We start from the raw sequence: 23,160 nt of genomic DNA, 5'->3' as shown, positions 1-23,160 counted from the left end.
CCATTTGAATTTTATGTCCAGCCAGAACCAGGGCGGTCGCTTGGTATCTGGCTGGTTTTTAATTCTTAGTGGCCCGAAGATAGTTTCATCAGAACGAGTCCGGCCACAATCAACCCTGCGGCTACGATGCGCGTAACGCTCACCTGTTCATCCAGAAAGGCTATTCCAAGAATGAATGCACCAACGGCTCCAATGCCTGTCCAGATGGTATAGGCCGTTCCCAATGGTAACGTTCGCATCGCCAAGGCCAACAAACCAAAACTGGCAATCATGGCAACGATGGTAAGAATGGATGGCGTAAGGCGGGTAAAACCGTCCGACTGTTTCATGGAGTAAGCCCAAACGACCTCCAACAGCCCAGCGAAAACTAAATAAATCCAGGACATCTTTTAGACCTTTGTTTATAAACCGGGCCGTCCCGAATCCGTTTCCCACGATGGTGAGGTCGTCCTCTCTATCTTAAAAGTACCCCTTAAAAGACACCACAAAGGTAATGCTTTTTAACCAGAGTGGGGTGGGGATACTTCCCTGCAATCATCATAAAGGCGTTTGGGCGCACCCGGCATCGTTTTATTTCGCCCTGGCGAATACTTCCCGCAGTGTTCCTTTCCAGCCTTCCTGCTGGTAGGTATCGCCTTGTTTCGTCACCTTAAATTCGTTTTTCACGCCTTTCTGGCTCACATCCCAGGAGAAAAATTCATTGGTTTCGGTCAAAACCTTCCCATCATACTGGTACGTTCCGGCGCCTGCCCCATTAAACTGACCGGTTCTGGGATTATAATAGGCATACACGACCAGCGGATAACTAAAGATTTTTACCACCTGAATGCCTTTGTAGGGGCCTTCACCCAGCCGGGTTTTGCCCCAGGTGCCTTCCTGCATGAGCCAAACGCCTTCCAGCCCGTTATTTTTCAGGGATTCTTTGGGCGTGATTCGCTCGTCGATTTCACTGACTTCGTAGTTTTTATATTGCTCAGAGTTCAGGAAACCGGTTTGTTTAAACACCTTTGAATCAACCTGATAATCCATCGCCAGCACGCTACCCACGGCGGTTGAATCCCAGGAGTAGTAGGCGATTTTCTCCAGATATTTACCGTCTTTCAACTCATACGTACCTCCGCCGACGCCATCGAACGCCTTGCCTCCGCGCCGTTTGTCATCATACCAGCCCGAAAACCAGTAACCATCTTTAAAAACCTTAACCACCGTGACCGAGTCGCGGGTGCGCCATTCGGCCATTTTTCCGAATTTATACGTTGTCTGGCGGTACGCACCATTGAGTTTGCTAACCGGATCGTCGGCTATGAAAGCACTCAAAATACCCAGGAAGAACAGAAATACCAGCTTTTTCATCGTTGTACAGAAGTTGATGGAACGATTCAAAAGTAGCAGTCTGCCCGCTGCCGGTATTGTACAAGTGCGACATTCGGCGGGTTGTAAAGCAGGAATGATCAACCGGTTAATCCAGCCCCGGTCGCCGGAAATGCCGCGCTTCCGGGAAGGCGGTTTCCATTTGCCGCCGGATGCGATCCAGCAGAATCAGCATGTCCAGCACATCATCGGTTTTTTCGGGATAATTTTCCAGCAGGGTATGCCAGGCCTTCAGCGAATAGTCGATGCTGACCAGCACCAGTTTCGCTTTTCCGTTGAAATAGGCCCTCAGAACCGCATCCGGCGTCATCCCGTTGTTGATTTGTAAAGCCGAGACCACTTTGACCGGAATCAGCGTCCGGTACCATTTGAGGGTTTCCCAGGCATCTTTCAGCGTTTTCAGCAGCGCCGTTGCTTCGACCTCCGTCCGCAAGCCCAGATTCGTTTCAAAGGCTTGTTGGTGACCGGCCTGTTCGAGCAGATCTTTTTCCTGTTTTAGCCATTCGGCCGTTTGGCGCAGGTACTCGTCACACAAGGCCGTCAGCGGATTCCGAACCGATCCTTCCGTTTGAAATGTAACGGCTTTCGTTTCCTGTTCAACGGCCCGGTGTTCGGGCAAAAGCCGCTGCTGACGGGCCTTGTCAACGTAGGATTTGGTTAGTTCCAGCGTTTCCATGAGCCGTTTCACCAGCGTTTCCGCGTCCATGTTCGGCTGCTTCAGTCCGTCGGGATATTGTAACGCAAAATTCTGACACCGTTTCGTAAACGGGCAACGTTCACACCACGAATCGCAATAATTGTAAATGCCCGGTATTAGCGCCACTTCCTCTTCCATAATTAATAAATAGTTACGGTGGGTTTATAAACTTATAAAGATTGGTGTAATAGGTTATTAAGATAGATTTGTTTGTGAATATAGCTTTTAGGCGGTAAAAAGCAAATAGTTTTCTAAAAATAAAGATGATTATTCCGTTTATTTGATTTTACATAGCTAATTGTATTGATTAAAAATGTATCCTGAATGTCTTTAAAATAGTATTTTGGCTACTATTGGGTTTTATTCAACGAATTCATTCCCAGCGTTATCGCGCGGATGCGCTATTTTTGGCAATTCCACGTCCTCTTTCTATGAAATACGGTATCTTTCTTCTCTTTTTGGTTACCTGGTCGGCAGTGGCCCAAACGCCCGAAACCGCCCCCCTCGACTCGCTCACGGAGCGTTCCAAACGGTATTTGAATGCCCAGCAACCCGACTCGCTGTATGCCCTGATGGGGGAAGCTTTTCACACCCAGATTTCGGCCGCCCAGTTCACCCAGATTTCGCAGGGGTTGAAAGCGCAATTGGGCCGGTGGCAATCTGCGGAGCGAAGAAGTGTGAAAGACGGCGTTGCGCGGTACAAAGCGGTTTTCGACAACGGCCTGATCGACTTCTACATCAGCCGGGATAAAGCCGGTAAAATTTATACTTTCCTTTTCAAGCCTTATGAAGCCGATGTGGCCGACAAAACCGCGCCGGTTTTAACCAGCAATCCGTTGCGGACGGCTTTTGATAAACAGGTCGATGCGGTGGCCCAGGCGTACATCAAAAAGCAGAATACCGTCGGCCTGAGCCTTGGCATTCTGCGCAACGACAGCCTGTTTACCTACGGCTATGGCGAAACCGCCAAAGGCAACGGGCGTATTCCGGATGCCAACACGCTTTTTGAAATTGGGTCGATCAGCAAGACGTTCACAGCGACGCTTCTGGCTGATGCCGTTCAGCGCGGGCTGGTCAAATTGAACGATCCCGTCAGTAAATACCTCCCCGATTCGATTCCGGCTTTGCAGAAAGATGGGGTTCCGGTGACGCTCCAAACCTTGTCCAACCACACCTCCGGTTTGCCCCGGCTCCCGTCCAATTTGTTTTCGACGGCGACGGATGTGACCAATCCCTACAAACATTACGACCAGAAATTGCTGTATACGTATCTCAAAACTGCTGTCTTGTTGCGTCAGCCGGGCAAAGAATATGACTATTCCAATCTGGCCGTCGGGCTGCTGGGCACGATTCTGGAAACGGTGAACAAGAAATCGTATGAAGCGTTGATTCAGGAGCGGATTGCCAAACCGCTGGGCATGGCGCGTACCGTGATTACCTTGAGTGAGAACGATAAAAAAGTTTTCGCACAGGGTTATGATGGAAAAGGAAACCCGGTCTCATCCTGGGAGTTTCAGGCGCTGGTGGGGGCGGGCGGCATTCGCTCGTCGGTTAACGACTTGTTTCAATTTGTAAAAGCAGAGTTGGGAAAAGGCCCCAAAAAGATCACGGAAGCGATGAAACAAACACAGGAAACGACCTTTGTAAACGGCGCGACCACCCTCGGTTTGGGTTGGCACCGGCGAACCGAAACGCCCCGCCCCTGGTTCTGGCACCAGGGCGGAACGGGCGGTTTTGTGACGTACGTCGCCTTCAATCCGTCGCGCCAAACCGCCGTGATTCTGCTGACCAACAGCCAGATACCCATCGAAGAACTAACCGCCGGATTTCTCAACCTGGCTGAACAAAACACCAAATGAGCGTTGAAACCATTAGTATTTTAGGTTGTGGCTGGCTGGGTTTTCCACTGGCCGAGTCGTTTCTGAATGAGGGCTACATCGTGAAAGGCAGTACGACGTCCAAAGATAAACTGCCGGGTTTCTGGAAAGTGGGGATCAAACCCTACGAATTACATTTCAATCCGGAACCGGCGGGCGACGATCTGGCTGATTTTCTGGAAGCCGATGTGCTGATTATCAACATTCCACCCAAAGCCGGCAAACTGGGTGATGGGTTTCATCCGCAGCAGATTCAGGCGGTGGTTAATGCCTTGCGCCAGTCGGGAGCGAAAATACCGTATACAATCTATGTAAGTTCGACCTCCGTCTACCCGGATCTGAACCGTGAAGTGGTTGAGGAGGACGTTGTAACGCCCGATCAAGCTGCAGCTCCGGCTTTTGTCGATGCCGAGCAACTCATTTTGGGATTGGGCAACTCAACGGTTTTGCGATTTGGCGGGTTGCTGGGTTACAACCGCATTCCGGGTCGCTACGTGGCCGGGAAAAAAGACCTGACCACGGGTTCGGTTCCCGTCAATTACATTCACCGTGACGATGGAATCGGCGTTATCCGCGCGTTGGTAAATAATCCGCAGCCGGGTCAAACTTTCAGCGTCGTATCGCCCGAACACCCAACGCGCGAAGCGGTATATCGGAAAAACTGCGACGATTTTGGCTACGAAACCCCGACCTTTGCAGAACCGTCGGAACCAGAACCGTTTAAAATCATCAGCCCGGAAAAGTTGATCAAGAGAATAGGGTATTCTTTTCAATATCCTGATCCGCTGGCGTTTTATTACGCCCCTTAAAACTTCCACTTCAGCCGCACCGACGCATTCCGGCCCGGATCATCGGCGTAATACCGAAACCGGTTCAGGTAATCGCGGTACACGGTATTGAACAGATTCGACACGGTGAAGCCCACATCAACCTGGTGGTGGGCCGACACCGGGAGCGCAAAACCGGCGGTCAGGTTCCAGAGCGAATAGGCGGGGGGCGGAGGCAGGAAATCACTGTTGATTGGAACGCGGTTTTGCCGCGCTACCCACAGATTTCCGACGCCCACAAAAACATCCTGCAATTTGTTCCACTTGCCCGCATCATACCGCAGCCCGTTTTCCCAGCGGTTGGGCGGTGTCATCACAATCGGTTGATCGAGCACCAAATCCTGCACATACAGCAACGACAACTTGGAAGTTCCGCTCAGTTTAGGCAACAAAACCGCCTGAACGCTGGCGTCCAGCCCGGCATAAAGCGCGTCGGTTTGGGTATATTTAAAGGATGGAAACGCCCCCCGAATGGTCAGAATGGGTTCGGCCTGCGGTTTCAGATACATATAATTCCGAATGGTATTGTAGAAAAAACCGACCTCCGCCTGTACTTTTTTGCCGGTGTATTCCGTACTCAGATTCAGGTTGTAAGCCACCTCCGGCCGGAGTGTACGGTCGCCCAGTTCGTAAGCGGCTGCGCCGTGGTGAACCCCGTCGCTGAACAATTCGCTGACGTTCGGCGCGCGCCAGGAGGTTCCGGCGTTGAAACGGGTGGTCCACTGGTCGGACAGTGAATACGTCGCGCCCAACGTTCCCGAAAAATTCTGAAACACGAATAACGGTTTTTCCAGCACCTGTCTTTCATACCGGAACACCTGCATGTGCCGGTAATCGTAGCGCAGTCCGGCTTCGTACTCCCAGCGGTTGACTCTCAGTTTTTCGATCCAGAAAAGCCCGGCGTTGTAAGTCCGGAAGTTCGGAATCAGCGGCCGCCCGTTCATGATGTTGTACTGGTAAAAACCGCTGACGCCCAGGCTTCCCGTCAGTTTGTTGGCGATGGGCTTGTGTTCAAAAACGAGATCGCCGGTGTAGGTCGTGAGCCGGAAACGGAGTTCAGGACGGTTCAAAGCCGCCAGGGAATCGTTCCTGGGGCGGTGGAGGTCATATTCCATTCGGTCGTCGAACTGCCGGGCCAGCGTCAGGCTCAGTTCACCGCCGGAAGCCGGTTTCCAGGCAGTTCGCCATTTCAGTAAATCATGCGCAATCTGCTGATTCGGTCGGCGGATGGCGTAGCTGAAGCCGGATTTGATCAGTGGTTCGCCGTTGTTCAGAACCGTCTGTAGGTCGGTCAGGCTTCCGATGTGTGAACCGGAAAAGATACCCAGTTTGGTGAAAAACCGGCTGTAATACAGTTCAGACCGAAACCGGGTGGAGCGGTATCCCAGCGACCCGGAGAAGTTTTGCTCCGAAATGCCGGTATTATCCAGAAAGTAATTCGGGGTGCGAACGTTGCCACCCCGTTTCAGCGTCCCCTGCACCCGCCAGCCGAAGCCTTTTCCAAAACCGCCCTCGGTTTGCAACGATGCGACGCCTTGTCGCCCGTTGGTAAAACCCACCAGATTCAGTTCGCCGTGAATGGTTTTGACAGTGGGCAAAGGAGCCGGTTCGACCAGAATAACACCCCCGATGGCATCGGAACCAAACCGAACACCCGCAGCGCCCTTGATCACGGTCAGGCGATTGGCCACAAACGGATCGATTTCCGGCGCGTGTTCCGACCCCCACTGCTGCCCCTCCTGCCGGATGCCGTTGTTCAGAATCAGAACGCGGTTGCTGTGCATGCCGTGGATGACGGGCTTGGTAATCGACGAACCGGTTTGGAGGGTAGTTACGCCCGTTATGGTGCGGAGGGCTTCGCCCAGCGACTGACCGCGGGTCTGGTCGAGAGCCTTGCCTTCCAGTTGCGAGATGGTCTGGCTGGTGAGGGCGTTGGCGCGCTGTGCGGTGACGTTCACATCCTGCAAGTGAATATCGTCTTCCGTCAGCAACACATTTTGCTCCGAGGTGTGGACCAGCACAACCGATTGGGTGACTTCCTGGTAGCCCAAAATGCGGCTGACCAGCGTATAGGTTCCCTGGCACAAGGGTTCGATCCGGTAATGTCCGCTGGCATCGGTAACGGTTCCTTTTTGCAATTCTTTAATAAAAACGGCCGCCCCCGGAATAGGCTGGCGGCTTTCGCGGTCGAGTACAACACCTTTGATAAAACAATCGCAGGTATCCTGTGCGAAAGTGGGGCGTAAAATGCACACCCACAGAAACGTGAGTGTTAGGCGAAAGTATATATACTGGTTTCGATTCACTTTCAGATAGTTACAAATTCTGGCAAGTTACAAAATTACATTTTTTGCAACTGCGTTGCAATATGCAGACTGGTTATTTCCACGGTTGCTGCGTCAAATGAAATGCGGAGAAAGTGGGCAAAAACCTTGTTTGTAAGTTTTGTTTAACTATTTTTGGGAAAGATTAAACAAAGTGTGGTGCGCGATTCCACACACTGTGGTATTTTTTCTACAGGTTGTTCTTTGACATCGTTTGGCATGGTTACCCGCTTGCTCGTTTCGGTATATGTAAAATACTGTTTATCAATTAGTTAAATCAGTAGAGTGCTGGCCAATCAAAAAAAAGTAAGATTTGGTTACATTGTTGTCTACTGGATATACAGAATTGATTCAACAAAAAACGACTTATAGATCATGACAGCACTTGAATTTACCTACAACATCGGCAAAGTTTCAAAGTCGCTGAAGCCATTTGCTCTGCGTTTGACGAAGGATGTTGAAGATGCAAACGACTTATTGCAGGACACTTTATTAAAGGCTTTTACGAACCGCGATAAATATACGGATGGTACAAACCTGAAAGCGTGGTTGTATACCATCATGAAAAATACCTTCATCACTAACTACCAAAGAATGGTGCGGAAGAATACGTTCATCGACACGACGGACAATCTGCACTACATCAATTCGATGGAAAGTAGCACGGACAATACCGCGTATTCGTCTTTTGCACAGGACGACATCAACCGGGCCGTCAATGCACTGGATGATACGTACCGGACACCGTTTATGATGCATTTCCGGGGTTTTAAATACCACGAAATTGCAGCCCGTCTGGATATTCCCATTGGAACCGTTAAAAACCGCATTCACATCGCTCGTAAAGAGCTGAAAGATAAATTAAAAGTTTACGCTTATCAGGCGTAAACGAGAAAGAAGAGGATAGACAAGAGAGAAAGGACCATTCGGAAGTTAGTAAAGAAGTCTTTATTCTCTTGTCTAACTTCTTGATTCTCAAAAAGCATTTGATTGAGTAGTTTTTGGTTAAAAAAGAGGAAGGTTCCGAAAAGTTAGATGGTTTCCGTCTAACTTTTTTGGTTAGAGCGAGAGACGGATTTTTCAATCCGTCTTTTTTGCGTTTATTACCCCCGCCTGGCTATGGGTACATAGGGGCTAAACTTTTACACATGTCAAAACACGTCATTGTTATAGGAGCCGGTTTTGCCGGTTTGTCGGCGGCTACGAGTCTGGCCGATAAGGGGTTTGAAGTTACGATTCTGGAAAAAAACAGCCAGGCGGGTGGTCGTGCCCGCCTGTTTGAGCAAGACGGGTTTGTGTTCGACATGGGGCCGAGCTGGTATTGGATGCCCGACGTGTTTGAAACCTATTTTGGTCGTTTTGGTAAAAAACCGTCGGATTATTACAAGCTCGTGCGACTCGATCCGTCGTATACGGTCGTCTTTGGGGCCAATGATGCCGTCGATCTGCCCGCGGGTGTCGAAAACATTCAGGCGGTTTTTGAACAGATGGAACCGGGTGCGAGTCGGCGGTTGCTCGAATTTCTGGAGCAGGCGGCTTATAAATATGATGTCGGGATCAATCAGTTTGTCTGGAAACCGAGCCGGCGGGTGTCGGAATTCATGAGCCTGAAGTTGTTGCAGGATGTGATGCGGCTGGACGTGTTTCAATCGTTTTCGAGCCATATTCGTAAATATTTCACGAATGAGCGGCTTTTGCAGTTGATGGAGTTTCCGATTTTGTTTCTGGGCGCAACGCCGGCTAACACGCCCGCGATGTATAGCCTGATGAACTATGCCGAAATTTCGATGGGAACCTGGTATCCGATGGGTGGCATGCACGAAATCGTGAAAGCGATGGTGAAACTGGCTGAGGAGAAGGGCGTGAAGATTTTATTGAACCATCCGGTTAAACAAATTGGTGTAACAAATGGTATTGCCAACAAAGTCGAAACGTACCAGGGAACTTTTGAGGCCGATGTGGTGGTGGCCGGGGCTGATTATGAGCATGTGGACAGCAAATTGCTGACGCCCGACTACCGAAATTACGATGACCGGTACTGGAAAAGCCGGGTGATGGCCCCATCGTCGTTGCTGTTTTACCTGGGCGTTGACCGGCGGGTGCCGCGTTTGAAGCACCACAATCTGTTTTTCGATGAAGATTTCGGGCTACACGCCCACGAAATTTACGAAAAACCGCAGTGGCCCACGAAACCGCTGTTTTATGTTTCGGCCCCGTCGAAAACCGACCCGGGTGTGGCACCGGCGGGCATGGAAAATCTGTTCATCCTGATTCCGGTGGCCCCGGACCTGAACGACCCCGAAGAAACGCGGGAATATTATTACAACCTGGTGATGGATCGGCTGGAAGCGTATGTGGGTGAAACCATTCGGGATCACGTCGTTTTCAAACGCAGCTATGCCCACAGCAATTTCATCGCCGACTACAATGCCTTCCGGGGCAATGCCTACGGATTGGCGAACACGCTGAGGCAGACGGCTATTCTGAAGCCGGGATTGAAGAGTAAACGCGTTCATAACCTGTTTTACACGGGCCAATTGACCGTTCCGGGGCCGGGCGTCCCGCCCTCGCTAATTTCCGGATTGGTGGTGGCGGATGAGGTCAACAAAGAATTTGGGCAACGAGCTTGACAAAAAAATATACGAACGACTAGCTGTTCCTGCGTCTGTTTGAAGAGGTACAGCCCACCAACGAACCCTTATGATCGAGTTATTCAACCGAACCGCGTTAGAGTGCAGCAAGCTGATCACCGAACATTACAGCACCTCATTCACGTTGGGAATTAAAACCCTGGACCGTAAATTCCACTTTCCGATTTATGCCGTTTATGGTTTTGTCCGGTATGCCGACGAAATTGTGGACACGTTTTACAACTACGACCAAAAGTATTTACTGGAAAAATTCAAGAAAGATACCTACGAAGCCATTGCCGACGGCATCAGCCTGAATCCCATTCTACACTCGTTTCAGTGGGTTGTTAGGGAATATCGTATTGAACGGGAGCTGATCGATGCCTTTCTGAAAAGCATGGAAATGGATTTGTATGTTAACAAGTACACCGACAACAGCTACCAGGAATACATTTATGGTTCGGCCGAAGTGGTGGGGTTGATGTGTTTGCGGGTGTTCTGCGAAGGTGACCTGGCGATGTTCGACCGATTGAAAGAACCCGCCCGCAAGCTGGGGGCGGCTTTTCAGAAGGTCAATTTTCTGCGCGATCTGAAAGACGATTACATCGACCGGGGACGGGTCTATTTTCCGGGCGTCAATTTCAGCGAGTTTACGAAAGATGCCAAACGGCTCATTGAGAAGGACATTCAGCAGGATTTCGACGAAGCCTACGCTGGCATTCTGAACCTCCCGCGCGGGGCTCGGATGGGCGTTCACCTGGCGTATACCTACTACCAGACCCTGTTCAACAAAATCAAGCAGATACCCGCTTCCCGGATTCAGGAGGAGCGCATTCGGGTGCCGGACATGAAGAAAATCGCGCTGCTGGCCCAGACCTACGTGCGGTTTCGGTGGAGCGGGCAGTAAAAAACGGCCCGATGCAGGGCATCGAGCCGTTTTTTACTGCCCCAACTACTAGTTATTCCGGGCCAAAACCACCCGTTTTGATTTGGTTTTGATATCAAACAATTTCGTCACCCGTTTGCTGCCCGAGCGCACTTCAAAGCCATACGTCCCATCCTGCAAAGTAGAAAGGTCGAACGTCGTGATTCTCAGCGCGTGGTGGGAGTACGTGTTGGCATACAAAATTTGCCGGTCGTTACTGAGAATAAACACGCTGACAGCATCGTGAAGAAGCTGGAACGGCTGGGTAACTTCAATCCGGAACTTCAGATTACTCACTTCCCGAAACGCCAACTGCAAGACCGGATCCTCCTTTGCCGTCCGGGACAGATCTTCCAGCGTTTGGGCCTGCGCCGAATACAGGGAAAAACCGCCCGCCAAGGCCAGCATCAGCAGGGCTTTTTTTAGATTCATGTGCTTGTAAATTTTCCTTTTCATGGTTGTATTATGTTTTGATAAATGGACAAAGTGCAATTCAATAATTGGAAGATTGCTCATGTTACAGTCACAATATTTCGATAATAAATTTATAACTTATTTGTATACACTGTTTTACCGTCAAATCGGGATTGAAAAAGTTGTTTTTATAATGATCGTTTGTATCAAAATTGTTCAACAAAAAGCGGTTTTTTACAAGTAGTCCCCTGAATAGTGAAATGAGATTTTAACCGTATCTTTGCAGAGTAACGGTTTACGGTATTCGGTTTACGGTTTACGGTGGCTGACGCACGATTAGGACGCGTCAGCCACCGTAAACCGTAAACTGTAAACTGAAAACCATAAATCTTACCACAACATAGCTTCATGGTTTCTGAAACGGCTGAAAAGACGGTATCCGCTGCGGTGCTGGCCAATTACGAGCTGGTGATTGGTCTGGAAGTTCACTGCCAGCTCCTGACGGCAACGAAAATCTTTGCCGCCGATTCCAATCAGTTCGGCAGCGAACCCAATACCAACATCAGCGTCATCACGCTGGGGCATCCGGGCACCCTGCCCAAACTCAACCGCAAAGCCGTCGAACTGGCGGTTCGAATGGGGTTGGCCTGTCAGTCGGCGATAACGTCCTACAATCTTTTTGCCCGGAAAAACTACTTCTATCCCGACCTGCCGAAAGGCTACCAGCTATCGCAGGATAAAACGCCGATTTGCGTGGGGGGGGGCGTTCCGGTAAAATTCAAAGATGCCGATGGGCAGCCGGTTGAAAAGACGGTTTTTCTGCATCACATTCATTTGGAGGAAGATGCGGGAAAATCGATTCACGACGGTGACTGGCATACCGTCCTGGATTATAACCGCGCCGGGACGCCCCTGATCGAAATGGTAACTGACCCCGTGATTCGCAGTGCGGAAGAAGCGGCTGCGTACCTGACGGAAGTCCGGCGGCTCGTGCGTTATCTGGACATTTGCGACGGCAACATGGAAGAGGGCTCGCTGCGCTGCGATGTCAACGTTTCGGTGCGTTTGTGGGGTGAAGAGGAGTTCGGTACGAAAGTCGAGATCAAAAATATGAACTCCATCCGAAACGTCCAGCGGGCCATTGAGTCCGAGTTACGGCGGCAGGTGGAAACGATCGAAACCGGCGGCACCATCGTTCAGGAAACCCGCATGTTCGACGCCACGACCGGCCTGACCCACGGCATGCGGATGAAAGAAACCATGAACGATTACCGGTATTTTCCGGACCCGGATCTGAGTCCGGTTCTGGTATCGGACGAATGGCTGGCTGAAATCCGCGCCAACATGCCTGCTTTGCCGAAAGAACGGCATGATAAGTTACTGAATCACTACGGTTTGCCGGAATATGATGCGGCTCTGTTGGCCGACGTGAAAGAACTGGCAGATTATTTTGAAGCCGTCAGTCAGTTAACGACGAATTACAAGGCGGTTTCCAACTGGATTATGGGGCCGGTGAAAGCCCAGTTGTCCGAAAAATCGCTGCGGGATGGCCAGTTTCCGCTTTCAGCCGAAAAACTGGCGGAACTGATTACCTTAGTCGATTCGGGAAAAGTCAGTTTCTCGACCGCCAGCCAGCGGATTTTCCCGGCTCTGATTGAACACCCGGAGAAATCGCCGGAGCAGGTGGCGCAGGAGCAGAATTTGGTGCAAAACAGCAATACCGATACGTTGCAAGCGTTGGTAGATGAGGTGCTGGCAGCCTGGCCCGATAAAGTAAAAGAATACAAAAAGGGTAAAAAAGGGTTGCTGGGCTTGTTTGTGGGCGAGGTGATGAAAAAATCGAAAGGCAGCGCGGACCCCAAACTGACCAATGAATTGCTTCAAAAATCGTTGTCTTCTCCGTTATAACGTACAGGTAAAATGAAAAAAAATCGGATCGGATTCGTCGTTTTAGTGGGTTTAGCCCTGCCACTGGCGGCTTTTGCCCAGACTGCCGGGAAAGAATTTACCGTAAAAGGTACCGTTCAAAATGCCAAACCGGGCAGCAAAGCCTATTTGGAAACGAATGAGAAAGTGTCGAAGCGGATTGACTCCACCCAGATCGACCCCAGCGGGAGCTTTTCGCTGAAAGGCAACGAAACGAACGGCGGGAGTTTTTACAAGCTGAACCTGGCCAATGAGCAATTCACGAGCTTGCTGGTGGAAGGAGGAGAAAACCTGACCGTGACGGCCGATTTGAAAGACAAAGACAAGCTTCGGGTAAAAGGCTCGGTCAACATGGAGTTTTATCCCAAAATTGTGGCCATCGACGCCATGATGCTGAAAAAATCCAAAGAGTGGCAGAAGCAGGCGGCTGCGGCTGCTGAAAAAAATGACCTCAAAAAAGGCGAAGCGATTGACCGGGAAGTGATGGCAACCAACAAGCAGGTCATCGACACCATCAAAGCGCTGATTCCGCAAATGGGAATCTCCAGTGTGGCCATGATTGCGCTCAAATACCTGGATCCGAAAGAGCATTTCCCCCTCTATGAAGCCCTGGCAGACCAGATGCAGAAAGCCAATCTGACCGGCAAACAGGCCAAGGCTTTCATCAACTTCGTAACGATGGCCAAAAGCGAAATGGCCACTCAGGCCACGCAGGTCGCCGTGGTGGAAGGAGCGATGGCACCGGACATCACCCTGGAAGATACAAAGGGTCAGGTAGTAAGTCTGTCCTCGTTGCGCGGGAAGTATGTGCTCATCGATTTCTGGGCGTCCTGGTGCGGCCCCTGTCGTCAGGAAAACCCGAATGTGGTTCGGATGTACAATAAATACAAGGAGAAGGGCTTTGAGATTTACAGCATTTCGCTCGACGACAACAAAAATGCCTGGCTGAAAGCCATTGAAGCCGACGGTATGGTCTGGACCAACGTTCTGGGCAAGAAAAATGGCAGTTCGGCGGTGGCTCAGCAGTATTCGGTTCAGGTCATTCCCACCACCTATCTGCTGGATAAAGAAGGAAAAATCATCGCCAAAAACCTGCGGGGCGAAGCATTGGTGCAAAAGCTGGGAAGTATTCTGGACAAATAATGACGGTTTTCGGTTTAGAGTTTTCGCCGGGCCGACGTTTCGGTGGCCCGGCGAAAACTCTAAACCGAAAACCGTAAACTCATTAATCTATGAAGATTGCGATTGTCGGTTGCGGCAACATGGGCATGGCTTTTGCCAAGTCTTTTTTGCAGTATGATCTGGTAAAAAAAGAAGATTTGCTGCTCGTCGAAAAAAGCGCAGAACGTTCCGAAGCCTTGAAAGCGGAGAAGGCCGGCGTGGTGGTCGATACCATCAGCTCCCGGGTTTCAGAGGTCGATCTGATTATTTTGTCCGTTAAGCCTCAGGATTTCAATAGTTTGCAGGAAGCACTTCGGGAAACCATCCGGTCCCGGCAGGTTGTGCTGTCGATTATGGCGGGCATTCCGATTGCGACCATTCAGGAGAAACTGAACCACCGGCTGGTGATTCGCGCCATGCCCAACACGCCCGCGATGCTGGGCATGGGTATTACCGGTTTTACGGCGGCCAAAGAAGTGGATCTGAGCAATCTGCGGAAAGTCGAAAACCTGATCAATGCCACGGGCCGGTCCATTTTCCTGGAAGATGAAGCCTTGCTGGACGCCGTTACGGCCCTGAGTGGCAGCGGCCCGGCGTATTTTTACTACCTCGTAAAATCCATGATTGAAGCCGGGAAGCAAATGGGCTTCGATGATTCGGTGGCTTCGCTATTGGTAAAACAAACGATGCTTGGCGCTTTCCATTTAATTAATACCGCAGACAAATCCCTGGACGAGTTGATCAAAGCCGTTGCCTCTAAAGGCGGCACAACGGAAGCCGCTCTGAAACGGTTTGAAGAAGGCGGTTTGTCGGATACGCTGATCGCGGGCATCAAAGCCGCCCAGTTCCGGGCCACGGAATTGAGCAAACCCTGACAGCGGCCAGCGGCCCTGTCAGCGGTTGAATCAGACTAACTTTAACCGCTGACAGGGCCGCTGGCCGCTGTCAGGGTTAAATCCCGGTATACGTATACGGCGTAATCGCCCGTAATTCCACTTTTACATTTTCCGCCACATTCAGTCCGTCGATAAACCGGGCGATGGTGTCCGCCGTGATTTTCTCATTCGTGCGGGTTAAGTCCTTCAGGGCTTCATACGGTTTGGGATAGCCCTCGCGCCGGAGAATGGTTTGGATGCCTTCGGCCACTACGGCCCAGTTCTCTTCCAGATCGGCGTGAATGGCGGCTTCGTTCAGTTGCAGTTTTCCCAACCCTTTCAACAACGATTTCAAGGCAATCAGCGAATGGGCGAACGGAACGCCGAGATTCCGCAAAACCGTCGAGTCCGTCAGGTCGCGTTGCAGGCGGGAAATCGGCAATTTGGCCGAGAGGTGTTCAAAAACCGCATTGGCAATCCCCAGATTTCCTTCCGAATTTTCAAAATCGATCGGATTGACTTTGTGCGGCATCGCCGACGAGCCTACTTCCCCCGCTTTGATCTGCTGTTTGAAGTAATTCATCGAAATGTACGCCCACATATCGCGATTCAGATCGATCAGAATCGTATTTAGTCGCTTGAAGGCGTCGAGCGTAGCCGCCAGCATGTCGTAATGCTCGATTTGGGTCGTGTGCTGACTGCGCTCCAGCCCCAGTTTTTCCACAAAATCGTCGCCGAACGATTTCCAGTCGATGTCCGGGTAGGCGACACAGTGCGCATTGAAATTGCCGGTGGCTCCCCCGAATTTGGCGGATACCGGAATGGCCGACAGCATGAAAAGCTGCTTCTCAATCCGCTCACAAAAAACCAGCAGTTCTTTGCCCAGCCGGGTCGGTGAGGCCGGTTGACCGTGGGTGCGGGCCAGCATCGGAATGCCTTTCCACTTCTGGGCCAGTTCCTGCAACTTCATGAAAACTTCCCGGTATTGCGGCTCGATTTCAGTTGCCAGCGCATCGCTCAGGAGGAGGGGCGTGGCGGTGTTGTTGATATCCTGCGACGTAAGGCCAAAGTGAATAAACTCCAGGTGGTCGGAAATATTCAGATTGGCGAGCTTTTCCTTGATGAAATACTCGACGGCTTTGACGTCGTGGTTGGTTTCGCGTTCAATTTCCTTTACCCGCAGCGCATCCGCTTCCGAAAAGTTCTCGTACAACGCCCGTAATTTTGGAAAAACCGCATGATCGATGTCCTTCAACTGGGGCAGGGGCAGTTCGCAGAGTTCAATAAAGTATTCGATCTCAATCCGAATGCGGTAGCGAATGAGCCCCCATTCAGAAAAATAAGGAGCCAGCGATTCAATTTGACGGCGGTAACGGCCATCGAGGGGTGATACTGCGGTAAGCGCGGAAAGTTGCATAGGTAAAAAAGAAAACGCAAAGTTAACGGAAGCCCCTTCAGATTACGCAATAATTGTATAATTACTGTATAAATTGAATAGTCAGGAAGTGCATATTTCAATATAAAATTCCTGTATATTGGCGGCTTTATGACAGAACGAATATTTTATTGACTTAATAAGGCTTTTTGCCTTACCCCTAAACCCATCCTTATTTGTATGCAGCTTTCTCCCTTCCTTGGTGAATTGGTTGGAACCATGATCTTAATTTTGTTGGGCGACGGTGTGGTTGCCAATGTCGTACTGAAGAAAACCAAGGGCGAATCATCCGGCTGGATTGTCATCACCACCGGTTGGGCTTTTGCCGTCACGATGGGCGTGTTTGTTGCCAAGGCATTCGGCAGCATCGACGGGCACCTGAATCCGGCCGTTACCGTGGCTTTCGCCGTGGCCACCGGTGATTTCAGCAAAATGGCGACGTATATCCCGGCGCAACTCATCGGCGCGTTTTTAGGTGCGGTGCTGGTTTGGCTTCAGTATTTACCCCATTGGGCGGCCACGCCCGATCCCGGAGCCAAGCTGGCGGTTTTTTCCACCGATCCGGCCATCCGCCATCCTTTGGGGAATGTCATCAGTGAAACCATCGGCACGCTGGCGCTCATCATTGGCATTGCCGGGATTTCCGCCAAAGCCCTCGGCACCATCGCCATTGGTTTAGGTCCGTATTTAGTGGGCGTACTGGTCTGGAGCATTGGCCTTTCGCTGGGCGGCACCACGGGTTACGCCATCAATCCCGCCCGCGACCTGGGACCCCGTATCGCGCACACCCTCTTGCCCATTCCGGGAAAAGGCTCGTCGGACTGGGGGTATGCCTGGGTGCCCATTGTGGGGCCGATTGTGGGAGCTATTCTGGGCGGTTTGCTGATTCGGTGGTACGCGTTATAAGTCAGGCTCTGATGTGCTGCAGCAATTTATCAATGGCCGAATAAACCGTTGTCAACTCCTCATCGGTAATGCAATAGGGCGGCAGAATGTACAGCACATTCCCCAAGGGCCGCATCAAAACGCCCTGTTCGAGCAGAAAATGATAGGCCACATCGCGGATATTGCTGAAATACGAGCTGGTTTGCCCTTCGTTATCCAGATCGAACGCCAGGATCGTTCCCTGTTGCCGAACGTTTTTGACCCCCGGTTTTTGGCTGAGTTGTGCCGCAAAAACCGCATGTCGCTGGCTGATTCGCTGAATGGATGCCTGGGTTTCGTCGGAAAGCAGGAGGTCGAGGCTGGCGAGGGCCGCCGTACAGGCCAGCGGATTGGCCGTAAACGAGTGGCCGTGGAAAAGCGTTTTGTGCTTGTCTTCGGACTTGAAGGCGTCGTAAATTGCGTTCGTACAGGTCGTTACGCCCAGTGCCATCGTCCCGCCGGTCAGTCCTTTCGACAAACTCATGAGGTCGGGTTGGTGGCTGAGGTGATGCGAAGCAAATAATTTCCCCGTTCGGCTAAAACCGGTCATCACTTCATCGGCAATAATGAGCGCGCCGTGGCTGCGGGCCATTCCGATGAGTTGACCCAGAATTTCTGGTTTGTACATTACCATACCGCCTGCGCCCTGAATCAGTGGTTCGAAGATAAAAGCCGCCACATCGTCGCTCAGCAACGCTTGTAATTGATCCAAAGCCGCCTGCTCCTGTCCCGGAACGGGCGTAGGAATGTATTCAACATCGAATAAAAACGGTACATAGGGAGCGGTAAAGGCACTTCGCCCGCTGACGGCCATCGCGCCGAAGGTGTCGCCGTGGTACGCGTCTTGGAGCGCAATGACCTTCCGACGCGGTTTTCCCACGTTGTGCCAGTATTGAAACGCCATTTTGAGCGCCACTTCCACCGCCGTCGAGCCATTGTCGGAAAAAAAAACCTTTTTCTGGTTCTTTGGTAAAATGGGTAACAACCGCTCGGCCAGTTCAACGGCCGGTTGGTGCGTAAAACCGGCAAAGATGACGTGTTCGAGTGTGTGAAGCTGTTTCGCTACTTTCTCCGCAATGTAGGGATGACTGTGTCCGTGCGTGTTGACCCACCAGGACGAAACCGCATCGATGTACGTCGTTCCGTCTTCCGCAAACAACAGCGTGCCTTGGCCGCGAACAATGGGAATCGGCAACGGAGCGGTTTGCATTTGCGTAAACGGATGCCAGATGACGGCCTTGTCGCGTTCGGCTAAATCCTTTAAACCTGTCAGGTCTTCAAGACCTTGCAGATTCCTATCTTCATTCGTATAGACCTCCATCGTATTCTTTCAATTTTTTCTGCAAGGCAATCGCATACCGACTGACAAACCCATTCGTAACCTCCGTTTCCCACTCAAGCCGCCCAAAACTTGTCAAGCCTGTGTAGTTCAAAATAAAATCTTCTGTTGCCGGGGTTTCGGGGCCGTTAAAAACGATTCCTAAAATGGGAATCTGCCGGTTTTGCAACGCTTCCACCGACAGGAGGGTATGATTGATGCTGCCCAGGTAATGTTTTGAAACCAGCAAAACCGGCAGATTCAATTGTTTCACCAGATCGATTATCAAATCCTGGTCATTCAGCGGCACCATCAAACCGCCCGCCAGTTCAACGACCAGATGATTGGTGGTTTGAGGTAATTCAAAGGCTGCCAACGAAATGTCAATTCCGTCAATAGCCGCAGCCGCGTGGGGTGACAGGGGTTCCCGCAGCCGGTAGGTTTCCGGATGAAACTGGCTAACAGGATTCGAAATCAGCCGCCGGACGGTTTCGCGATCCGAATCTTCGAGCGCGCCGGATTGTACCGGTTTCCAGTAATCAGCCTGCAACGCTTCCACGACAATGGCCGACACCACGGTTTTGCCGATTTCAGTGCCAATACCGGCCACGATCAGTTGTAAAGGGTTACGCATTCAAAGCTTTTTGTTAACAGGTTTGAGATAGGAACACGGATTGAACGGATGGGACAGATTGGCGCGGATTTTTATCCGTTTTTTATCTGTTTCATCCGTTCAATCCGTGTTCCTATTCACCAAAATATTTTAACGTTTGCACCAACGAATCGATTTCTGACTCCGAATTAAACGCATGGAGGCAAATCCGCAGCCGTTCGCGCCCCGCCGGAACCGTTGGACTCACGATGGGCCGGATGTCAAAACCGGCTTGCTGGAGATGCGCAGCCACGGCCCGGCACGCGTCATTGCCCGGCACGATCAACCCTAAAATCGGGCTTTCGACCGAAGTCCACTCCGTGTGGGGCAGCCGCTCCCGAATTTGCTGCTGAAAATAGGTTCGCAAGACCTGCAATCGGTCAATCAGCGGCTGATTTTGCGGCAAAAAACGGTAAACGCTCTGAATCGCCAGCAAACTGTGTGGGGGCAAAGCCGTCGAATACACAAACGAGCGGGCAAAATTAATCAGAAAATCGCGTAATGCCGTCGATCCAACCACAGCCGCTCCATGAACGCCCAGCGCTTTGCCAAAGGTGTGAACCCGGGCAAAGACCCGGTTTTGCAAACCGTGTGCCTGCACCAACCCAGTCCCTTTTGCACCAAAAACCCCCGTTGCATGGGCCTCATCTACAATCAAAGCGGCTTCGTAGCGTTCGCACAGGTCAACGATGTCGGTTAAAGGAGCCAGATCACCGTCCATGGAATACACCGATTCAATGGCGACGTAAACCGTGCCGGTGGCCCGTTTCAGGCGGTTTTCAAGATCTTCCAGGTCGTTATGACGGAATTTAAAGCGATTGGCAACACTCAGTCGGGCACCGTCGATCATGCTGGCGTGAATCAACTCATCCGTCAGCAGGGTGTCGCCCCGTTGGGGTAAACTGGCCAGCAGGCCAATGTTGGCGTCGTAACCGGAATTGAAAACCAGCGCGGCTTCGGCGTCGTGAAAGGCGGCAATTTCGGTTTCCAGCTCTTCGGCCAGGGCCGAATTTCCCGCCAGTAAGCGCGAACCGGTGGCCCCGTTCAGCCAGGTCGGGTGGCTCGTAACAGCCCGGGCAATGGTGTCGCGCAAGCTCTCCGACCGCGCCAGTCCGAGGTAATCGTTGGAGCAAAAATCAAGTAAGTTTTCGGGCTTTTTCAAACGCCGGAGCAGCCCGGCTTCCCGACGTTTTTCCAGCAATTCCAGCACCGCAGTATCCGCTCTTATCACCTTATTCTCAGATTATTCACAAAGGTAATCAGGAAGCTGGTGATGAAAAACAATGTGGACAAATGGGATGAAATCAAGACTTATCCACACGGGAATGTGGATAAGTCGCTCTGTTTTAGCTTTTTTGTAGAAAAGGGGTATTGGATGGAGTCCGACTACCTGATTGTCAGAGACTTATGTTTGAGTGTACAAATAGCGGTTTTGCTTCAAAACAAATCCTCCGGGGCGCCTTGCGCGGGTCTTGCTCAGCCTTCTTTTTGACCACTTTCTACCGTCAGTAAGCTGGCCGAAAGCTCGTCCAGATAGAGCGAACAAGCGGGGTGGGAGCGTAGAATACTGGCCGGAAAAAGCGGACTGATGGGTTGTTCCAGCGTGTCTTTGGTCGCCTGGGCTTTTCGCGCATCCGGAACCGAGCAGATAATGTGCCGCGATTTCATGATTTGCCGAACCGACATGCTAATGGCCTGAGCAGGAACGTCTTCCAGCGACGGAAACCAGCCTTCGTTGAACTGCTGACGCCGACAGGCCGTATCCAGATCGACGATCAGATACGGTTCTTCCGTCTCGAAATCAGCCGGGGGGTCGTTGAAGGCCAGATGCCCGTTTTCGCCAATCCCAACCAGGGCGACGTCGATGGGATGCAAGCGGATCAAGTTCCCCAAATGCCGGATTTCTTCCTGAGGGTCGATTTCACCGTCGATCAGATAGCTGGCTTTTAAGGGCGAAACCTTGGCCAGAAACCGTTCCTGCAGGTATTTGCGAAAACTGGCCGGGTGGGAAATCGGCAGATCGATGTACTCATCCAGGTGGAACATCACCACGCGGCTCCAGTCAATGTCTTCCCGAATCAATTGGGCGAGCGTTGCGAACTGGCTGGTTCCGGTTCCCAGGATGATGTTTGCCTGCCCCCGGTCGGCAATGGCCTGACGGATGAGGTCAGCGGTTTCCTTTCCCGCAAGGGTGCCAAGCTCTTCGCTGGTTTTTGAAATCAGAATGTTCATGAATACGATGAAATACGGTTTTTGGGTTCGGGTTTAAGAAAAGTCGGTTTGAATGGCGTAATCACCTCCGGTCTACAGACCTTTGATGCCGGTGGTGCCGCCCGTAGTCAGGCTGATGTCGACCGGTTTATTGGTTTTCCAGGAACCGCCGGTGAAATCCGGCACGTCGATGGAGTTGGATCGATGGGCGACCGACCATTCACTGAGCGGACCAATGCTGCTCCAGAGCGCGGCATCGTAGACATCCTGATCGAGCGGTAAGCCGTTGCGCAGGCAGTCGATGAGTCGCCAGTCCATCAGAAAATCCATGCCGCCGTGGCCACCGACCTGTTTGGCCAGCTCGCCCACGCGTTTGACGATTTCCGGCTGGTATTTCTTTTCCAATTCCTGATAGGCAGTTTCCGACAACCACTCGTGGCCCGTCGAGATCCGGCCCGGCAGAGGATATTTTTGGGCGGTGGCTTTCGTTCCGCTGACGAGGTGAAGCCGGGAATAGGGTCGGGGGGAACTGACGTCGTGCTGCAGCATGATGGTCCGGCCTTTTTTGGTCCGAATGGTGGTCGTATTCATGTTACCCCGAAATGATTTGCCCTGAAATGGCTTAAAATCAGCATCCTGTGCCGACAACTCGTTGATTTTTTTGCTGATCATAAAATCCTGACTGGACATTGCCACCAGATAATCCATCTGATCACCCCGGTTAATGTCGAGCACCTGCGCAATGGGGCCTAAACCGTGGGTCGGATACAGATTGCCGTTGCGCTGGTTTTCTTTCAGCCGCCAAAGGTCATAGCGTTTGCTTTTATCGAAGAAGGAGTCGAAAATGTCGTGAATGTAAGCCCCTTCCACGTGAACCAGTTCCCCGAAAAAGCCCTGCCGCGCCATGTTCAGCGTAAGGAGTTCGAAGAAATCATAGCAGCAGTTTTCCAGCATCATGCAATGCCGCTTGGTTCGTTCGGAGGTCTCCACCAGTTTCCAACAGTCGTCGACCGTCGTAGCAATGGGAATTTCACAGGCCACGTGTTTGCCCTGCTCCATGGCATACAACGCCATCGGCGTGTGCAGATTCCAGGGGGTGCAGATGTAAATCAGGTCAATGTCCTTCCGGTCGCAAAGGGATTTCCAGCTATCGGCTTTCCCACTGTAATAGGTGGGGCGGTGAGCGGTTTTTTCCAGCGACTTCCGGGCCTGCTCGACGCGTTCCGGACGAATGTCACACACCGCCTGAACGACCACGTTCTCCAAATGGACAATGCGCTGCAAGGCTCCGGCGCCCCGGTTGCCAACGCCAATGTAACCGATCCGAACCGTATCGATTTTGGGAGCGCTGTAGCCGCACATGTTAAACGTCTGTTTGGGCGGGCGCGGAGCCTGGGTTACGGTCGGCAAACCGTAGCTGAATGGGGCCGTGGTGAGTCCGGCACCGGCCAATCCGGTCAGTTTTAAAAAATCCCGGCGTTTCTTGTTCATGGGTATCAGGGTCTAGCGGAATCAGTCAGGAATCGAAGTAAGTAGAATTCGTTGGCGGAATCAATTAATTTGCCGGATAAAGTAGCGAGAACGTTACCGAAA

At 51.5% G+C, this 23,160-nt stretch carries 20 protein-coding genes; 9 read left to right on the top strand and 11 right to left on the bottom strand.

The window, feature by feature from the left end; translation table 11 throughout:
• Nucleotides 1-65 precede the first annotated feature (65 nt).
• The 3 genes from sugE to FH871_RS28615 form a co-directional block, all read right to left on the bottom strand.
• Entirely contained in the window at nt 66-386 is a 321-nt protein-coding gene (sugE, locus tag FH871_RS28625; protein ID WP_138994848.1) for a quaternary ammonium compound efflux SMR transporter SugE, read from the bottom strand.
• A gap of 184 nt (nt 387-570) precedes the next feature.
• On the bottom strand, nt 571-1,353 hold the full coding sequence (locus tag FH871_RS28620; RefSeq protein WP_138994847.1) for a hypothetical protein: 783 nt from the start codon (nt 1,351-1,353) through the stop codon (nt 571-573).
• 106 nt (nt 1,354-1,459) lie between these two features.
• Nucleotides 1,460-2,206, bottom strand: coding sequence for a hypothetical protein (locus FH871_RS28615; protein WP_138994846.1), 747 nt, complete (start codon nt 2,204-2,206; stop codon nt 1,460-1,462).
• A 293-nt stretch (nt 2,207-2,499) separates the two neighbouring features.
• Between FH871_RS28615 and FH871_RS28610 the strand changes: the two genes are divergently transcribed.
• Both FH871_RS28610 and FH871_RS28605 read left to right on the top strand, forming a co-directional pair.
• Nucleotides 2,500-3,927 (top strand): serine hydrolase, encoded by a 1,428-nt coding sequence (locus FH871_RS28610; protein ID WP_138994845.1) that lies wholly within the window; start codon nt 2,500-2,502, stop codon nt 3,925-3,927.
• Nucleotides 3,924-4,754 carry an SDR family NAD(P)-dependent oxidoreductase gene (locus tag FH871_RS28605; protein WP_138994844.1) on the top strand — a complete coding sequence of 277 codons (831 nt, stop codon included), beginning with the start codon at nt 3,924-3,926 and terminating at the stop codon, nt 4,752-4,754. The genes FH871_RS28610 and FH871_RS28605 overlap by 4 nt, the downstream gene beginning before the upstream one ends.
• On the opposite strand, the gene FH871_RS28600 is transcribed toward FH871_RS28605, so the two are convergent.
• Nucleotides 4,751-7,027 carry a TonB-dependent receptor gene (locus FH871_RS28600; RefSeq protein ID WP_229317676.1) on the bottom strand — a complete coding sequence of 759 codons (2,277 nt, stop codon included), beginning with the start codon at nt 7,025-7,027 and terminating at the stop codon, nt 4,751-4,753. The two genes, FH871_RS28605 and FH871_RS28600, sit on opposite strands and share 4 nt — an antisense overlap.
• 444 nt (nt 7,028-7,471) lie before the next feature.
• Here FH871_RS28600 and FH871_RS28595 point away from each other — a divergent pair, with 444 nt between their 5' ends.
• From FH871_RS28595 to FH871_RS28585, 3 genes are all read left to right on the top strand, one after another.
• On the top strand, nt 7,472-7,984 hold the full coding sequence (locus tag FH871_RS28595) for an RNA polymerase sigma factor (protein ID WP_114407740.1): 513 nt from the start codon (nt 7,472-7,474) through the stop codon (nt 7,982-7,984).
• 260 nt (nt 7,985-8,244) lie between these two features.
• Complete coding sequence (locus FH871_RS28590) at nt 8,245-9,726, top strand: NAD(P)/FAD-dependent oxidoreductase (RefSeq protein ID WP_138994843.1); 1,482 nt, start codon at nt 8,245-8,247, stop codon at nt 9,724-9,726.
• Nucleotides 9,727-9,796: 70 nt separating this feature from the next.
• Entirely contained in the window at nt 9,797-10,633 is an 837-nt protein-coding gene (locus FH871_RS28585; RefSeq protein ID WP_138994842.1) for a phytoene/squalene synthase family protein, read from the top strand.
• A gap of 48 nt (nt 10,634-10,681) precedes the next feature.
• Here the strand turns inward: FH871_RS28585 and FH871_RS28580 are convergent, their stop codons facing one another.
• A complete protein-coding gene (locus FH871_RS28580; protein WP_138994841.1) occupies nt 10,682-11,107 on the bottom strand; it encodes a hypothetical protein in 426 nt (141 codons plus the stop codon).
• A 366-nt stretch (nt 11,108-11,473) separates the two neighbouring features.
• On the opposite strand from FH871_RS28580, the gene gatB reads away from it, so the two are divergent.
• The 3 genes from gatB to proC all read left to right on the top strand — a co-directional run bounded on the left by gatB (nt 11,474) and on the right by proC (nt 15,027).
• Nucleotides 11,474-12,973 carry an Asp-tRNA(Asn)/Glu-tRNA(Gln) amidotransferase subunit GatB gene (gene gatB / locus FH871_RS28575; RefSeq protein WP_138994840.1) on the top strand — a complete coding sequence of 500 codons (1,500 nt, stop codon included), beginning with the start codon at nt 11,474-11,476 and terminating at the stop codon, nt 12,971-12,973.
• Nucleotides 12,974-12,985: 12 nt separating this feature from the next.
• A complete protein-coding gene (locus FH871_RS28570; RefSeq protein WP_138994839.1) occupies nt 12,986-14,134 on the top strand; it encodes a TlpA disulfide reductase family protein in 1,149 nt (382 codons plus the stop codon).
• Between the two features lie 89 nt (nt 14,135-14,223).
• Nucleotides 14,224-15,027, top strand: coding sequence for a pyrroline-5-carboxylate reductase (proC, locus tag FH871_RS28565; protein ID WP_138994838.1), 804 nt, complete (start codon nt 14,224-14,226; stop codon nt 15,025-15,027).
• A gap of 76 nt (nt 15,028-15,103) precedes the next feature.
• Here proC and purB read toward each other — a convergent pair whose 3' ends face one another.
• Entirely contained in the window at nt 15,104-16,444 is a 1,341-nt protein-coding gene (gene purB, locus FH871_RS28560) for an adenylosuccinate lyase (RefSeq protein ID WP_138994837.1), read from the bottom strand.
• A 198-nt stretch (nt 16,445-16,642) separates the two neighbouring features.
• Between purB and FH871_RS28555 the strand changes: the two genes are divergently transcribed.
• Entirely contained in the window at nt 16,643-17,368 is a 726-nt protein-coding gene (locus FH871_RS28555; RefSeq protein WP_138994836.1) for an MIP/aquaporin family protein, read from the top strand.
• Nucleotide 17,369: 1 nt separating this feature from the next.
• Here FH871_RS28555 and bioA read toward each other — a convergent pair whose 3' ends face one another.
• The 5 genes from bioA to FH871_RS28530 form a co-directional block, all read right to left on the bottom strand.
• Nucleotides 17,370-18,707, bottom strand: a complete 1,338-nt coding sequence (bioA, locus tag FH871_RS28550; RefSeq protein WP_138994835.1) for an adenosylmethionine--8-amino-7-oxononanoate transaminase — start codon at nt 18,705-18,707, stop codon at nt 17,370-17,372.
• Entirely contained in the window at nt 18,688-19,338 is a 651-nt protein-coding gene (gene bioD, locus FH871_RS28545) for a dethiobiotin synthase (protein ID WP_138994834.1), read from the bottom strand. Before bioD ends, bioA begins: the two co-directional genes overlap by 20 nt.
• Before the next feature lie 112 nt (nt 19,339-19,450).
• Nucleotides 19,451-20,587: an 8-amino-7-oxononanoate synthase gene (locus FH871_RS28540; protein ID WP_138994833.1), complete on the bottom strand. Its 1,137-nt coding sequence runs from the start codon at nt 20,585-20,587 to the stop codon at nt 19,451-19,453.
• A 245-nt stretch (nt 20,588-20,832) separates the two neighbouring features.
• Nucleotides 20,833-21,588, bottom strand: a complete 756-nt coding sequence (locus FH871_RS28535) for a glucosamine-6-phosphate deaminase (RefSeq protein WP_138994832.1) — start codon at nt 21,586-21,588, stop codon at nt 20,833-20,835.
• A 72-nt stretch (nt 21,589-21,660) separates the two neighbouring features.
• Complete coding sequence (locus FH871_RS28530) at nt 21,661-23,058, bottom strand: Gfo/Idh/MocA family protein (RefSeq protein WP_138994831.1); 1,398 nt, start codon at nt 23,056-23,058, stop codon at nt 21,661-21,663.
• Nucleotides 23,059-23,160: the final 102 nt, after the last annotated feature.

The sequence above is a fragment of the Larkinella sp. C7 genome (assembly GCF_006149005.1).
Lineage (GTDB): Bacteria > Bacteroidota > Bacteroidia > Cytophagales > Spirosomataceae > Larkinella.
Note: the sequence above shows the minus strand (reverse complement) of the source record. Positions and strands in the feature narration are given on the sequence as shown.